General features: G+C 43.3%; 13 protein-coding genes. All 13 read right to left on the bottom strand.

Annotated features, from left to right (window positions below):
* Positions 1–11: 11 nt before the first annotated feature.
* Complete coding sequence (locus N9I19_RS01245; RefSeq protein ID WP_061462382.1) at positions 12–344, bottom strand: putative DNA-binding protein; 333 nt, start codon at positions 342–344, stop codon at positions 12–14.
* Positions 345–570: 226 nt separating this feature from the next.
* On the bottom strand, positions 571–1,587 hold the full coding sequence (gene ftsY / locus N9I19_RS01240) for a signal recognition particle-docking protein FtsY (RefSeq protein WP_061466019.1): 1,017 nt from the start codon (positions 1,585–1,587) through the stop codon (positions 571–573).
* A gap of 25 nt (positions 1,588–1,612) precedes the next feature.
* Positions 1,613–5,176 (bottom strand): chromosome segregation protein SMC, encoded by a 3,564-nt coding sequence (gene smc, locus N9I19_RS01235; protein WP_317776758.1) that lies wholly within the window; start codon positions 5,174–5,176, stop codon positions 1,613–1,615.
* A gap of 24 nt (positions 5,177–5,200) precedes the next feature.
* Positions 5,201–5,941 carry a ribonuclease III gene (gene rnc / locus N9I19_RS01230; protein ID WP_061462380.1) on the bottom strand — a complete coding sequence of 247 codons (741 nt, stop codon included), beginning with the start codon at positions 5,939–5,941 and terminating at the stop codon, positions 5,201–5,203.
* 264 nt (positions 5,942–6,205) lie between these two features.
* The gene (locus tag N9I19_RS01225) at positions 6,206–6,439 is read right to left on the bottom strand and encodes an acyl carrier protein (RefSeq protein ID WP_034313729.1); all 234 of its coding nucleotides are present in this window, start codon (positions 6,437–6,439) and stop codon (positions 6,206–6,208) included.
* 57 nt (positions 6,440–6,496) lie between these two features.
* Positions 6,497–7,240, bottom strand: a complete 744-nt coding sequence (gene fabG / locus N9I19_RS01220) for a 3-oxoacyl-[acyl-carrier-protein] reductase (protein ID WP_317776757.1) — start codon at positions 7,238–7,240, stop codon at positions 6,497–6,499.
* Complete coding sequence (gene fabD / locus N9I19_RS01215) at positions 7,237–8,184, bottom strand: ACP S-malonyltransferase (protein ID WP_317776756.1); 948 nt, start codon at positions 8,182–8,184, stop codon at positions 7,237–7,239. Before fabD ends, fabG begins: the two co-directional genes overlap by 4 nt.
* 24 nt (positions 8,185–8,208) lie before the next feature.
* Positions 8,209–9,198: a phosphate acyltransferase PlsX gene (gene plsX, locus N9I19_RS01210; RefSeq protein ID WP_061462377.1), complete on the bottom strand. Its 990-nt coding sequence runs from the start codon at positions 9,196–9,198 to the stop codon at positions 8,209–8,211.
* 24 nt (positions 9,199–9,222) lie between these two features.
* Positions 9,223–9,780 (bottom strand): transcription factor FapR, encoded by a 558-nt coding sequence (gene fapR, locus N9I19_RS01205; RefSeq protein WP_089362437.1) that lies wholly within the window; start codon positions 9,778–9,780, stop codon positions 9,223–9,225.
* Positions 9,781–9,898: 118 nt separating this feature from the next.
* Entirely contained in the window at positions 9,899–11,950 is a 2,052-nt protein-coding gene (recG, locus tag N9I19_RS01200; protein WP_317776755.1) for an ATP-dependent DNA helicase RecG, read from the bottom strand.
* A complete protein-coding gene (sdaAA, locus tag N9I19_RS01195; RefSeq protein WP_317776754.1) occupies positions 11,947–12,831 on the bottom strand; it encodes an L-serine ammonia-lyase, iron-sulfur-dependent, subunit alpha in 885 nt (294 codons plus the stop codon). The genes recG and sdaAA overlap by 4 nt, the downstream gene beginning before the upstream one ends.
* Before the next feature lie 37 nt (positions 12,832–12,868).
* A complete protein-coding gene (gene sdaAB / locus N9I19_RS01190) occupies positions 12,869–13,531 on the bottom strand; it encodes an L-serine ammonia-lyase, iron-sulfur-dependent subunit beta (RefSeq protein ID WP_061462373.1) in 663 nt (220 codons plus the stop codon).
* A gap of 224 nt (positions 13,532–13,755) precedes the next feature.
* A complete protein-coding gene (locus N9I19_RS01185) occupies positions 13,756–15,426 on the bottom strand; it encodes a DAK2 domain-containing protein (RefSeq protein WP_317776753.1) in 1,671 nt (556 codons plus the stop codon).
* Positions 15,427–15,433: the final 7 nt, after the last annotated feature.

The following is a 15,433-nucleotide window of genomic DNA, read 5'->3' as shown; positions in this document are numbered from 1 at the left end:
ATTGCCGCCTCCTAATCCAACTTCTCAAGCGTTGTGATTGCGTCTAGCAGCTTCTCTTTTGAAAAGGAATCCTTTTCTATGAGTCCCTTCATATTCGCAATCCACTGGTTACGCTCTTGAAATTTTTGAAATAACAATAGCTTCGCTTCATATTCCTCAAGCATCGCTTCTGTTCTTTTTATATTATCATAGACTGCCTGCCTACTTACTTCGTATTCATCGGCAATCTCGCCAAGAGAGTAATCATCCAGATAGTAGAGGGACATGTAGCTCTGCTGCTTCTCTGTTAACAACGATTGGTAAAAGTCATACAAATAATTAATCCGCGTTGTCTTTTCAAGCATCTTAGCAAGCCTCCCTGCTGTTAAGTGAAAACCCTTTACAAGTTTATATTGTAAAGCCTTGTTTATTTGATGTCAAGTCAAACTCCTTACCACTTGTTTGCAAAGCATTATTTTTTTCGTTTTCTTGCTTCTAGAAGTTCACAGTGAATCCTGTAACAATGTTGGTGCCTCATTCAAAAATGGCAAAAAAACCAGAAGAGAAAAATCTCTTCCGGACATTTTTTGCTTAAACCTCTTCTTTATCGATGATATCAGCAAACAGGCCATAAACATATTTCTCTGCATCGAATTCCTGCAGATCGTCCATTTTTTCACCAAGCCCGACAAATTTAACGGGAATGGCCAGTTCATTGCGAATTGCCAAAACAATTCCACCTTTTGCCGTGCCATCAAGCTTTGTTAAAACAATACCGGAAACATTGGTCGCTTCCTTGAATGTCTTGGCCTGAATAAGTGCATTTTGTCCAGTTGTTGCATCAAGGGCAAGCAACACTTCATGTGGTGCACCAGGTATTTCACGTTCAATTACACGTTTCACCTTTTCCAATTCCTTCATTAAATTCACTTTATTTTGTAAACGTCCAGCTGTATCACAAATCAGGATATCCGCTTTACGAGCCTTGGCGGCCTGAATGGCATCGAACATGACCGCAGCAGGGTCAGAGCCTTCTCCTTGCTTGATTACACTGACACCAACACGTTCTCCCCATACCTCGAGCTGTTCAATTGCACCTGCACGGAACGTATCCCCGGCTGCCAATACGACAGACTTGCCTTCTGCCTTGAATTTATGAGCAAGTTTACCGATTGTCGTTGTTTTACCTACCCCATTAACCCCTACGAACAAAATGACCGTCAAACCTTCTTCTTGTATATTCAGGCTCGGAGTCCCTTCTTCATCACCTTGGTAGATTTCGACAAGCTTTTCGGAAATGACGGATTGCACTTCCCTTGTATCAGAGATATTGCGAAGCTTGACTTCCATTTTTAATTGATCAATTAGTTCCATCACAGTATCAAAGCCTACATCAGCCTGTATCAGGATTTCTTCAAGTTCTTCAAAAAAGTCCTCATCCACTTTCCGATAACGGGCAACAAGTTCATTAACCCTTCCAGTAAAGGAATTCCTTGTCTTTGTCAAACCTTGCTTGAATTTTTCCCCTATGGATACTTCTGCTTCAACTTCTTTTTCTTTTTCTTCCTGGTTCGTAAATTTCTCTTTTAGCTTTTTGAAAAAACTCATTGTCCCACTTCCTCTAATAATGAATTTAAACTTCAATAAAGTTTTCTGATTCTTCCATCCGGACGGAAACAAGTTTGGAAACCCCTGACTCCTGCATCGTAATGCCATATAGTACATCAGCCTCTTCCATCGTGCCTTTACGGTGAGTAATCACGATAAACTGTGTTTCCCTGCTGAACTTCCTTAAAAATTGGCTGAACCGGACTACATTCGCCTCATCAAGGGCTGCCTCGACTTCATCAAGAATACAGAAAGGCACCGGCCGCACTTTCAGAATGGAGAATAAAAGGGCTATGGCTGTCAGTGCCCGTTCTCCTCCGGATAAGAGGCTCAAATTCTGCAGTTTTTTCCCAGGCGGCTGTGCAATGATATCTACCCCTGTATTTAGTAAATCATCCGGGTTCGTCAGTTTAAGCTCAGCTCTTCCTCCGCCAAATAATGCTTTGAAGACTTGTTCGAATTCTTCACGGATCGAATAAAAGGTATCTGCAAAGCGCCGCTTCATTTCATCATCCATTTCATCGATGACTTGGAATAATGTATCTTTCGCCTGTTGAAGGTCTTCCTTTTGACTAAGGAGGAATTCATAGCGTTCAGCTACACGTGCATATTCATCAATCGCACCTAAATTTACCGTCCCTAATTCCTCTATTGCAAGCTTGATGAGCTTCACTTTTTTTTGGGCTTCTTCTGCAGGCATCATCAATGGATACTGTTCTTTTGCACCTTCAAAGGAAAGCGTATATTCTTCTCTCAAGTGGTCGAGACGATTTTCCAATTCCACATCCAGACGGGTTAATTTTACTTCTTCGTCCTTCATCACTTCAACAATGCCTCTATAAAGTCGGTTTTCTTCTTTCAAGGCCAGTTCAAGTGTTTCAACTTGTGTTAGAAGCTCGTTTTTTTCCTGTTTTTTTATAGTGATTCCTTCAATTGCCCCATTTTTATCGAGCAATTTCTGCTGTGCCATATCTTCCAGGGATTCTTCCCCGCTTGAACTGTCTGTCATTTCATTGGTCAGGAGCCCCAAATCATCTTTATTTTCGTCAAGCCTGCTAGTTTCCTTTGAAAGGTCCGAATCAATGCGTTCCATCTTCTCTTTTTGGTTTTGTAGCTGCCCACGCTTAGAGGCCAGTGTTACCCTCAGTTCATTCGTTTCTTCGGCAAGGCTCTCTTTTGAGGATTGTTGGGATTGCTTTTGTTCCGTCATGTCGGAAATCAGCCGGTCAAGCCCTTCAATTTCCATTTTACATGATTCCAAAAGCTCTTCCAGCTCTTCAAGTCTTGCCGTTTTTTGCTGTTGTTCTTCTAAATATGAATTTTTATCCAAATCATAAAGATGCAGCCGTTCATTCACATTTCTTTCCTGTAGCTCCACTTCACGAAGTTCGCCCTTCAGGGTTTGTTCTTGCAATCGAAGGCTCTCCCCTGTTTTTCTGGTTTGTTCAAGCGTTTGCTCTTGAACACCCACATCCACTTTGAGCTGTTTGACCTGCTTTTCTAGCTGATTCGTTTTCGCTTCCATGGCGGCTAGTTTTTGATGGAGCTCTTCCAGTTCCGTTTTCCTCGAAAGCAGGGAGGTCGTTTTTTGCTTTAACGCGCCACCAGTCATTGAACCACCTGGATTGACGATATCCCCTTCGAGGGTTACGAAGCGGAAACGGTGCTGCATCATTTTCGCCAAGTCATTTGCACCCTTTAGATCTGTCGTGATTATGACAGTCCCTAACAGGTTTTCCGCAATTGCTGCATGCCTGTCATCATATTGGATCAATGAGGAGCCCGTCCCCACAAAAGCTGAGTGGCTCTTTAGCATCGATAATTGGCTTACTGAAATCTCTCTTGCCTTAATGACTGATAAAGGCAAGAACGTCGCACGTCCATACTTATGTTTCTTCAAGAAGGAAATGGCTTCTCGTGCATGCTCTTCGCGTTCAACGACCACATGCTGCATCGCTCCGCCCAGAGCCGTTTCGATGGCCGTTTCATATTCCTTTGGAACCTTTATCAATTCCGCAACTGCCCCTTCTATGCCTCGAAGGGTTTCTTTCGCTTTTAAAACTTCTTTAACTCCCTGAAAAAAGCCTGCATAATCCTCTTCCATTTCTTCAAGAAGTTCCTTACGTGATTTTGCCTGTTGAAGGAATTGATAGGCCTTATAAAGGGTGGTTTCTTGTTTTTGATACGTATCCTTTGCCGCATTCAATTTGTTCTGCTGATTCCGGAAATAAGAGACATGCTCTTCAAGCTGCTTGGTCACATTTTCCATTAGCTTTGAATATTCCAATTTTTTAGCAGTGATACCCATTCGCTCGGTTAAGAACTTTTCATTTTCCATATCAAGTTTAGCATTTTTATGTTCCTGCTGTGTTAGCTGCTGAAGCAGGTACTGTTTTTCGTTTTTAGCCGATGCCTGCTTGTTCAACCACTCGATATAGTCACTCTTTTTCACTTCAATCATCGCTTCGATATCACTATTGAATAGGCCTAAGCTTTTTTGTTTTTCATTTAAGGTTTCCTGTATCCCTTTCACTTCCGAGTTCAGAGCATTCAGGAGTTCCGTTTCTCGTTCCTTTTGCAGGGACAGGCGTTCGACAGCAGCCTCACCTTCCACAATCGCTTTTTCAAGCTGTGACTTGTTTTGGGCGGCATTTTTTTTCCGTTCTTTCAAAACTTCTTTACGGCCTTCAAGCTTTTCAAGTTCTTCACTGGCATTCAGGAGAATTTCCTGAAGTTCATTGATCGATGTCTCAAGAGTCGCAAGACTATCCCGAAGCTTTTTGAGATGCGCTTCCCTGTCATGAAGCTGCCCTGCCATTTGCTGTTCCATTTCATTATGTTTTTCAAGTTCCTGGGATAGGTTTTCCCATTTTTCATAAAGTTCTTCTATTTCAAAAACGGTTAAAGCTACTTCTATTTGCTCAAGCTCTTCTTTCTTCTCCAAAAATTCCTTGGCGAGGGAAGACTGAATTTTCAGCGGTTCCACTTGCCCCTCCAATTCATGGAGGATATCATGGACACGGTTTAAGTTATCCTGCGTTTCCGTCAGCTTCGATTCCGCTTTTCGTTTTCTTGTTTTATATTTCAGGACACCTGCTGCCTCTTCAAAGATCACTCGTCTTTCTTCTGCCTTACTGCTTAGGATTTCTTCCACTTTCCCTTGGCTGATTATGGAAAATGCTTCACGCCCAAGACCAGAATCCATGAAAAGATCTATGATGTCCTTCAGTCGGCAACCTTGATTATTAATGAAAAATTCACTTTCTCCCGATCGGTATACCCGTCTAGTCACACTGACTTCATGAAAATCAATCGGCAGGGAATTCGTCTCGTTATCAAGGGTTAATGAAACTTCTGCAAAATTCAACGCTTTCCTCGTGTCACTTCCCGAAAAGATGATATCTTCCATTTTTGCTCCACGCAGCGATTTCGCAGACTGCTCTCCAAGTACCCATCGGACTGCATCGGTCACATTACTTTTGCCGCTTCCGTTTGGTCCAACCACTGCCGTGACTCCAGGTACAAAATCAATCGAAATTTTCTCTGCGAAAGATTTAAATCCTACAACGTCCAAGCGTTTGAGGAACATGACCTTTCCTCCTCTACTGTTCAACTATCTTGTTGATTTTTTTTCTTTTAAAACGATCAATGCATGCTCGGCAGCATGCTGCTCCGCTTCTTTTTTTGACTTTCCTAAACCAGAGCCCAGTTCTTCCCCATTCAGAGAAACGGTCGAAACAAACTCCCGGTTATGGGCTGGTCCTTTTTCCTGCAAGATCTTATATTGCAGGACACCGATAGCATCACGCTGAATCAGCTCTTGAAGCTGGCTCTTATAATCCATCACATGAGAAAAAGCACCCTCGTCTATCTTCGGAAATACAACATGCTTCAAAAACTGCACAACTGGCTCTAATCCTTGGTCAAGGTACAAAGCCCCAATATAGGCTTCGAATACATCCGCAAGCATGGCAGGGCGTTCTCGTCCACCTGTCATTTCTTCCCCTTTTCCGAGTAAAACATATTCCCCGAAAGAAAGGCTATTGGCAAAAGCGACAAGTGAAGGCTCGCACACAATGGCTGCCCTTAATTTGGTAAGTTCACCTTCGCTCATCATCGGATATTTTTGATACAAGTATTTAGAGATGGTCAGTTCAAGCACAGCGTCTCCCAAGAATTCAAGCCTTTCATTATCTTCATAAGGCTTACGGCGATGCTCATTCACATACGATGAATGTGTAAAAGCTTGTTTCAATAAATTTTCATCCTGAAAATGAAAACCCAGACTTTCCTGCAACTGTTTAAATTTATTATCCTTGATTGATGGTTTACGATTATTTCCGTTCCTACGCATCACACAAAACCCTCCACAACGGTTCAAAAAGCATATTTTTCTAATATATTAAAAAGAAACCTGGCAGGAATTCCTGTCAAGCTTTCCTATGTACATCATACATTATAATCCGCTTAAAGAAAACTAACGGCAAAGACCACTGCAATGCAGGCGGGGCTACCTGGGGCATGCTTATTCCCTTATATCTGCCGCTGCATCAAACCTTCTTTAAGAATAAGAGAAAGCCCCGTTAAAAAACGGAGCTTTTAGTCAAACGACAATACATTACATAGTGCTTTGTATGTAATTCACAGCATCACCTACTGTGGCGATTTTTTCAGCGTCATCGTCCGAAATTTCCATATCAAACTCGTCTTCGAATTCCATGACTAGTTCAACTACATCTAGGGAATCGGCACCAAGATCTTCTTTGAAAGAAGCTTCAAGTTTAACCTCTGATTCTTCTACGTTCAAACGATCTACAACGATTTTCGTTACTCTTTCTAATACATCTGCCAATGTGTTCACCTCCCCTCAAAACATTATAAATTAATTTCGGAAAAAATCAAAGAAAACTTACATGACCATGCCGCCATCTACATGAAGAGTTTGTCCAGTCATATATTTGCTTGCCTCAGAAGCGAGGAAAGACGCCACTGCAGCGATATCTTTTGGGTCACCGAACCGTGCAAGCGGAATTTGGTCCAACATGGCTTTTTGGACATCTTCAGGCAATTCCCCGGTCATATCCGTCGAGATGAAACCAGGAGCAATCGCATTTACCGTAATCCCTCTTGAAGCAAGTTCCTTTGCCGTAGTTTTGGTCAGTCCGATTACACCAGCCTTGGCCGCAACATAATTTGCCTGACCTGCATTTCCGCTGACGCCGACGATCGATGCCATATTGATGATCCTGCCGCTACGCTGCTTCATCATTTGTCTTGTGACCGCTTTTGTGCAAAGGAAAACTCCTTTAAGATTCGTATTGATCACTGAATCCCATTCCTCTTCTTTCATTCGCATCAATAGGTTATCTCGTGTGATACCGGCATTATTAACCAAAATATCCACTCTGCCAAACTGTTCGATGACCTCTTTGATCATGCTTGTCACCGAGTCACTATTTGCAACATCGCACTGGATGGCAAATGCTTTACGGCCCAATGCCTTGATTTCATCCACCACTTCATTCGCTTTCGTTTCACTGCCAGAATAGTTGATGGCAACGTCTGCTCCTTGACGGGCAAGTTCTAATGCAACTTCCCTGCCAATACCTCTTGACGCCCCTGTTACAAGTGCTTTTTTACCTTCGAGGATCATGCTTTTGCCCCCTTCAATGTTTCAATTGTTTTAGTTAGTGTTTCTATATCGGAGACCGAGTGAATTTGAACGGAACGATCGATCTTCTTTATTAATCCACCCAATACTTTCCCAGGGCCTACCTCGATGAACGTATCCACTCCCAATTCAAGTAGGGTTTTCACACTGTCCTCCCAGAGGACCGGTGAATACAGCTGTTCGATTAATTTTTCTTTTATTTCAGCAGGTGCAGTAATGGGCTTAGCCGTTACGTTTGAAATGACAGGAATTTGTGCCTGTTTAAAGCTTACTTCATCAAGGACACCCTGTAACTTTTCTGCCGCTGGTTTCATCAATTCCGAATGGAACGGTCCACTCACTTCAAGAGGAAGAGCCCGTTTAGCCCCATTCTCCTTGGCTTTTGCACTTGCAAGTTTAACCCCTTCTGAAGTTCCAGAAATGACGATTTGGCCTGGACAATTAATATTGGCTAATTGAACGGATTCCCCTGTTGCTGTTATTTCAGAAGTCACTTCAGATAGAGCTTCACGGTCCATTCCCAGTATCGCAGCCATTGAACCTTGACCATTCGGTACCGCAGCTTCCATGAATTCACCGCGCTTACGCACAGTATAAACGGCATCTTCAAAAGAAATTGCACCTGATGCCACTAAAGCCGTATATTCACCTAAACTATGCCCTGCTGTATAATCAGGTTTGATTCCCGCTTCTTCTAACTCCTTGACAAAGGCATAGCTCGTGGTCAATAAAGCTGGCTGTGCATTATAGGTTACCGTTAATTCTTGTTGTGTGCCATTAAAGATCAGTTCGGAAAGTTGAAAATCAAGTTTTTCATCGGCTTTTCGAAAAATATGCTGAGCACGCTCGTTTTCCTGAAATAAGCCATGACCCATTCCTATTGACTGTGAACCTTGTCCTGGAAAGACAAAAGCAATTTTAGCCATCTGTTACTCCCCTGCCTCTTTGATTTATTTTTGTTTTTCTATTGTCTTTGCAATGGTCGATATGACGTCATTCCCCACCATATCGCGAGTCTGGCGTATCGCATTATAGACCGCGTTCGCATCTGAAGAACCATGCGCCTTTATGACAGGGGCCTTCAAACCGAATAGGCCAGCACCGCCATACTCCGAATAATCCATTTTAATTTTAATGCCCTTTAGTTCCGGTTTGACCATTGCTGCAGCCATCTTACTCTTGAAGTTGCTCATCAAGGCCGTTTTCACCATTTTAAATACACCCATAGCAGTACCTTCAAGTGTCTTCAACACCATATTTCCCGTGAAGCCGTCCGTAACGACAACATCTGCCGGTCCATTTAGAAGGTCCCTGGCCTCTACATTACCTATAAAGGATATCTCCGATGATTGCTGTAGCAATGTAAAAGCCTGCTTAGTCAGTTCATTCCCCTTTTTTTCTTCTGTTCCGATATTCAGGAGTCCGACCCGTGGCTTTTCAATTCCCCGCACTTTTTGTGCATAAACAGATCCCATTATGGCGAATTGCAGCAGATGCTCCGGCTTCGCATCAGAGTTCGCACCTACATCCAGAAATACGAAACCTTTACCATCAATTGTCGGAAGGGTTGGAGCCAATGCCGGACGTTCAATGCCTTCTATCCTTCCAACAACAAACAAGCCTGCAGCCATTAGCGCACCAGTATTGCCTGAAGAAATGCATGCATCTGCTTCTCCATCAGCCACTTGTTGTGCAGCTAATACCATCGAGGCACTTTTCTTGCGGCGAACCGCACGAACCGGTTCATCGGTACTTAATATTTTTTCATCAGTATGTACAACCTTTATTCGGCCATGTTTCGTTAAGTATTGATTTATCTCCGCTTCATTGCCCACCAAGGTAATTTCCACATCGGAAAAAGCCTCAACAGCTTTCATCGCTCCTAAAACCTGTGCCTTGGGAGCATTATCGCCACCCATTGCATCTATCGTTATCTTCATTTTCTTTCATCCTTTACTAGAAAGTTAAGAGCGATACATTTCGAACTCGCCTTTAAAAACCAGTTCATTACCAACGTAGCTTCTGACTTCCACCACGGAACGATCGTTGGTGTGGTCCACGTTTTTAACCTTCGCTTTAGCTACCACTCTTTCATTTTCCTTTACAGAACGAGTAAATAAAATGGATGCTTTTGCAGTTAATGCCAGTTCGTCATTAATGACCGCTACAGCCAATGAATTCGCTTGGGCAAAAAGATGATGTCCCCTTGCAATTCCATTCCGCTTAAAGACATGCTCTTTATTTATATCCAAAATCGAAATAGCATTGTCATCTAAATTAAGATCAATTACTTCCCCGATGATTTCATCCAAAGGCAAAGCCCTAATTTCGTCACTGAATTTCTTCTCAGCCACGCTTTTAATACGTTCACGCAGTTCCGGTATCGATAATTCAAGACGATCAAGCCTAATAGTCTGGACGCTCACCGAATATTTTTCAGCCAGCTCCTCATCCGTTACAAAAGGATTCTGTTTAATCGTTTCGATTAATAATTGCTGGCGTTCCTTCTTACTTCTTCGCATCTGAAGGTCACCATCCGTAGTATTATGACTAGGTACTAATAGTAGTATATATATTTTAAAAACAGATTGCAAGATATTGAAGAAATTCTCGCAATCTGCTAATGGATTTTCATTCAGATCAGTCCAGCTTTTCTCCCGTAAATACGCCCGTACCCTCTAAATAGTTCCGTAGCGGTGCATACTCCGGGGAATGCCAAAAGCTTTGTGAGGCGATCAATTTTGAAGCATCCATCCTTGCCACTTCCAAGGTCCTGTAATCATGGACCATGTCGGCTACTTTAAACTCAGGAAGGCCGCTTTGTTTTTTACCGAAGAAATCACCAGGGCCCCGAAGTTCCAAATCTTTCTCGGAAAGAGCAAAACCATCGTTTGTCTCGGTCATGATTTTCATCCGTTCTTTGCCGACTTCCGTTTTCGGGTCAGCCAGGAGGATGCAAAAGGACTGATCACTCCCCCTTCCGACTCTCCCCCGTAACTGATGCAACTGTGAAAGCCCAAAGCGCTCCGCATCATAAATGACCATTACCGTTGCATTAGGAACATTCACCCCAACTTCAACAACCGTTGTGGAGACAAGGATTTGTGCTTCATTGGCACTAAACTGCTGCATCACTTCGTCTTTTTCATCCGTAGGCAGACGTCCATGCATGAGCCCCACTTTATACATGTTCGTAAAGTATTGTGTAAGCATTGCATGAACATCAAGAACATTTTGTAATGAATCAAGTTTCTCCGACTCCTCAATCAAAGGACAGATGACGTAAGCCTGTCTCCCTCGCCTTAGTTCCTTTTCGACGAAAGTTAAAATCCGATCGAGCATTTGGTGTTTCGCCCAATAGGTTTCTATCGCTTTACGCCCTGCCGGCATTTCGTCTATCGTTGAGACGTCCATTTCCCCAAACACTGTAATTGCCAGCGTTCGGGGAATCGGTGTTGCCGTCATGAATAGAACATCTGGATTTGCACCTTTTTCACGAAGGATCCGGCGCTGCTCCACTCCGAAACGATGTTGTTCATCCGTTATGACAAGACCAAGGTTCCGAAAATTCACTTCATCCTGTATCAATGCATGTGTTCCTATCAAAAGATCAAGCTCCCCGGACTCTAGCAATTGCAATAGTTCCTTGCGCTTTTTGCCTTTTACTGAACTAGTCAACAATGCGACCTTTACTCCACTTGGTTCCAACATGGCCCTAAGGGATTGTGTATGCTGCTCAGCCAAGATTTCCGTCGGGACCATAAGTGCACCTTGAAAACCTGCTGTAATCGTCGCCTTCAAGCATATGGCGGCAACCACCGTTTTTCCTGAACCGACATCCCCTTGAAGTAGGCGATTCATCCGATAGGGAGATTTCATGTCGTTCAATATTTCCTCGACGACCCTTTGCTGAGCGTTCGTCAATGGAAAGGGGAGAGTCTCAACGAAGGCCGCCACTTGCCCCACATCAAACTCCTGACCAATCCCTTTTGACTGTTCTCGCTGCACTTTACGAAGCGCCTGCATTTTAAGTTGAAACAATAAAAATTCTTCATATACAAAACGGCGTCGAGCCTTTTTTACATCATTAGCCGAAAGAGGGAAATGCATGGTACGAAGAGCATCGTTACGCGGCATCAGTTTGTATGTCGCCAACAATTGCGGGGGCAGATTTTCTTCTATCATTGCTCCGTACTGAGAAAATGCATTGGAGATAAAGCGGCGTAGCCCTTTAACAGTAATGCTGCCCTTTACTGAATACACAGGTTCGAACTCTTTCTCCCTGCTATGATCACCAACGTGGCATTCCGAGCCTGTAATGGTTTGGCGATGACGATCCCATTTCCCAGTTACAGTAACAGTTTCGCCTATTGCAAGCTTGGGCTTCAGATATGGCTGATTAAAAAAAATGACATTTATTAAATATCTCCCAGTCAATAATTTAATCGTAAGTCTGGATTTTTTCTTCCCAAAGTATCCTAACGTGGGCACCGTATGAACCTTTCCTTCTACAGTAACCCTCTCATCATGCTCGACCGTTTCTAAATCCCTCAATCGATAATCTTCATAGCGATATGGAAGGTGCTCAAGGAGATCCGCGACGGTATGGATCTCCATTTCCTCCAAAGCTGCCGCTGTTTCGCCCCCAATGCCTTTTACTGCTGTTATGGGTTCCTGTAAAGTGGAGTTCACTTCTTATTCAGCGGCAAGCCAAAGATTTTCGCTTCCAACTCCCGTCCAGTCGGTGTAGCCGCTAATCCTCCTTGTGCAGTTTCTCTAAGAGCCGCTGGCATCGTTTGCCCGATTTTGTACATCGCATCAATCACTTCATCACACGGTATGCGGCTTGTGATACCCGCTAGCGCCATATCTGCGGCAACCATAGCATTGGCTGCCCCCATGGCATTCCGCTTCACACAAGGCACTTCCACAAGCCCAGCAACAGGATCACATACAAGACCTAGCATGTTCTTTAAGGTTATTGCCATCGCTTCTGCACTTTGTGCCGGTGTCCCTCCTGCCATTTCAACAATTGCTGCCGCTGCCATGCCCGAAGCAGAACCGACCTCCGCTTGACAGCCCCCTGCGGCTCCAGAAATCGAAGCATTATTCGCTACAATAAAACCAAATGCCCCTGCTGTAAATAGGAACTCAATTTTCTGCTCCCGATTCGGTTTTAATTTATTTTGCAAAGCAAACAGGGTTCCAGGCACAACACCCGCAGATCCGGCAGTGGGCGTCGCACAAATCGTTCCCATCGCTGCGTTCACTTCGTTTGTTGCCACGGCTTTGCTGACCGCATCCAACAGCATCTCACCGGATAAGGAATTTCCGGATTTAATGTAATTCTGAAGAAGGACTGCATCCCCGCCCGTCAGCCCGGAAACGGATCGTACACCTTGGAGTCCCTTTTCAACTGCCTGTTCCATTACATCCAGATTGACTCCCATCTGGTGGATGATTTGTTCACGGCTTTTTCCCGTTACTTCTATTTCTTGTTCTATCATCAGTGTAGATATTTTTTTCTGCTTTGAATCAGCCAATTCTACTAATTCCGCTACATTTCGAAACATGATACCTTCTCCTTCCTAAGTGGAAACGATTGCCCTATCAATCAACAATCCTCGCTACTTGAGTGATATTGGGGAGCGCTGTTATTTCGTTGATGACCTGATCCTCCAAGTTATGATCCACTTCAATGGTCATCAAGGCCATCTTCCCTTTCTCTTTACGGGAGACTTCCATCTGTCCAATATTGATTTGATGCTTGGCTAAAATGTTTGAAACATTGGCAATGGCACCAAATCGATCATCATGAACGACGAGTATGGCAGGATTGTGGCCGGATAGCCTCAATTTAAACCCATTCAGTTCGACAATTTCAATTTTCCCCCCGCCAATCGATATACCGACAAGTTCCAGTTCGCCATCATCATCCCCCACCGTTATTTTTGCTGTATTGGGGTGTTCCGGCACGGCTTCTTCTTCACGAAAAGTGATTTTCATTTTCTTTTTCCGGGCTATTTCCAGCGATTCTTTGATTCTCTCATCAAATGTATCAAAATCAAGTAAGCCTCCTACAATGGCTACATCCGTTCCATGGCCTTTATAGGTTTTAGCAAACGATCCGTAAAAAGAAATATGGGCCCATTTAGGTTCCCGGTCGAATAAATGCCTGGCAACCCTACCGATTCTTGCAGCTCCTGCTGTATGGGAACTAGAGGGACCAATCATAACAGGACCAATTATATCGAACACACTTCTATATTTCATGAATCGCTCCTCCTTTTTTAGAACTGAACCCAAGGGAAACACTGGGAGTTAGTTTAATAATAACGCCAAATTTATTGTAATTCCATTCACGCTGTTCGTAATCCTTCATTTCACAAAAATAAAACTGCATAGCCTAATGACTTATGCAGTTTATTGCCTTTTATTTTTTTCAGGTCCTTCAAACAAAGAGTCGATGAAGTCTCACTTATCTTATGATACTCTTTTTATTCAATTGAAAAAATGAAAGAATATAAAGGTTGTTTCCCATTATGGACTTCAACTTCAACGTCTTCGAAATTCTCATTACAAAACGCAACAAGACCTTCGACAACTTCTGCCGTTGCATCCTCTCCATATAAAATGGTAAGGATTTCGGAATCTTCGTCAATCATATCGGAGAGAAGGTCTTTTGCCGCTTGAGTCATGTCTTTATCCTTGACTTTGATGGTTCCTTCAGCGATTCCCATGAAGTCACCGGTCTCAATTGCAAGGCCGTCAATGCTGGTATCCCGCACAGCATAAGTAATCTGGCCCGTTTTCACATGCGAAAGAGCTTCAATCATCGCTTTTTTATTCTCTTCAGCATCTAGTGAAGGGTTGAAAGCCAACAATGCTGCCATTCCCTGTGGTACCGTTTTCGTTGGTATAACAGTCACATGATCACCAAGTACATCTGCAGCTTGATTGGCCGCCATGATGATATTTTTATTGTTAGGCAAGATGATGACATGATCTGCATATGCCTCTTCAACCGCTTTAACAATATCTTCCGTGCTAGGATTCATCGTTTGCCCGCCTTCGATGACGGACTTAGCGCCGATGCTTTTGAATAACTCGCTTATGCCAGCACCCATAGCTACGGACACTACACCGTACTTCTCTTTGGTTGACGGTTTCGTTTGAAGCGATGTATTCGATTCACCTACTATCGCAGTATGCTGTTCACGCATATTATCGATTTTCAGTTTGATTAAACTACCGTATTGCTGTCCATAATTCAGGCACGTGCCAGGCTGTTCAGAGTGAATATGTACTTTGACAACTTCATCATCAGAGATGACTAATAAGGAATCTCCGTATTCACTTAAATCATTTCGGAATTTTTCTTCATCAAACGATTTATTGGCAAGTTTTTCACTTTCCAATCGGACCATAAATTCCGTGCAGTAACCATACAAGATATCTTCCGTATTCATATGCCCTTGTACGTTCATGTGGTGTTCGGCATTGATCATGTCATCCATGCTTGGGCCATTAGCAGAACGGATTGGAAGGGCCTCACCTTTCAGCACAGCAAGGAAGCCTTCATATACAAACACTAACCCTTGCCCGCCGCTGTCTACGACTCCCACTTCTTTTAGGACCGGAAGAAGATCCGGTGTACGTTTTAATGAAGCATTGGCCTCCGTAACGATTTCTTCCATTACCTGAATAAGGTCTTGGTGGTTTGCTGCTGATGAAACCGCTTGCTTTGCTGCATCTTTTGCAACCGTTAAGATGGTTCCTTCAACAGGTTTCATTACTGCCTTATAAGCTGTCTGAACCCCAGCTTCAAAAGCTTGGGCGAATTCTTCACTATTGATTTCCGATTTATGTTCAATCGCTTTAGCAAAACCGCGAAAAAGTTGAGAAAGGATAACACCTGAATTCCCGCGAGCGCCCATTAACAGTCCTCTTGAAAGAGATGTACCCACTTTACCAATATGTTCCTGGACGTTATTTTGCACTTCCTTCGCTCCGGAAGTCATCGATAAATTCATATTCGTCCCAGTATCTCCATCTGGAACAGGGAAAACATTCAACGCATCAACCATTTGGGCGTTAGCCGCTAAATGGTTGGAACCTTGAATGATCATTTCGGCAAAGCGCTTTCCGTTTAAACTTGTAATTGACACAAAACTT

Source organism: Peribacillus sp. CSMR9 (assembly GCF_033141925.1).
Classification (GTDB): Bacteria; Bacillota; Bacilli; order Bacillales; family DSM-1321; genus Peribacillus; species Peribacillus simplex_A.
Note: the sequence above shows the minus strand (reverse complement) of the source record. Positions and strands in the feature narration are given on the sequence as shown.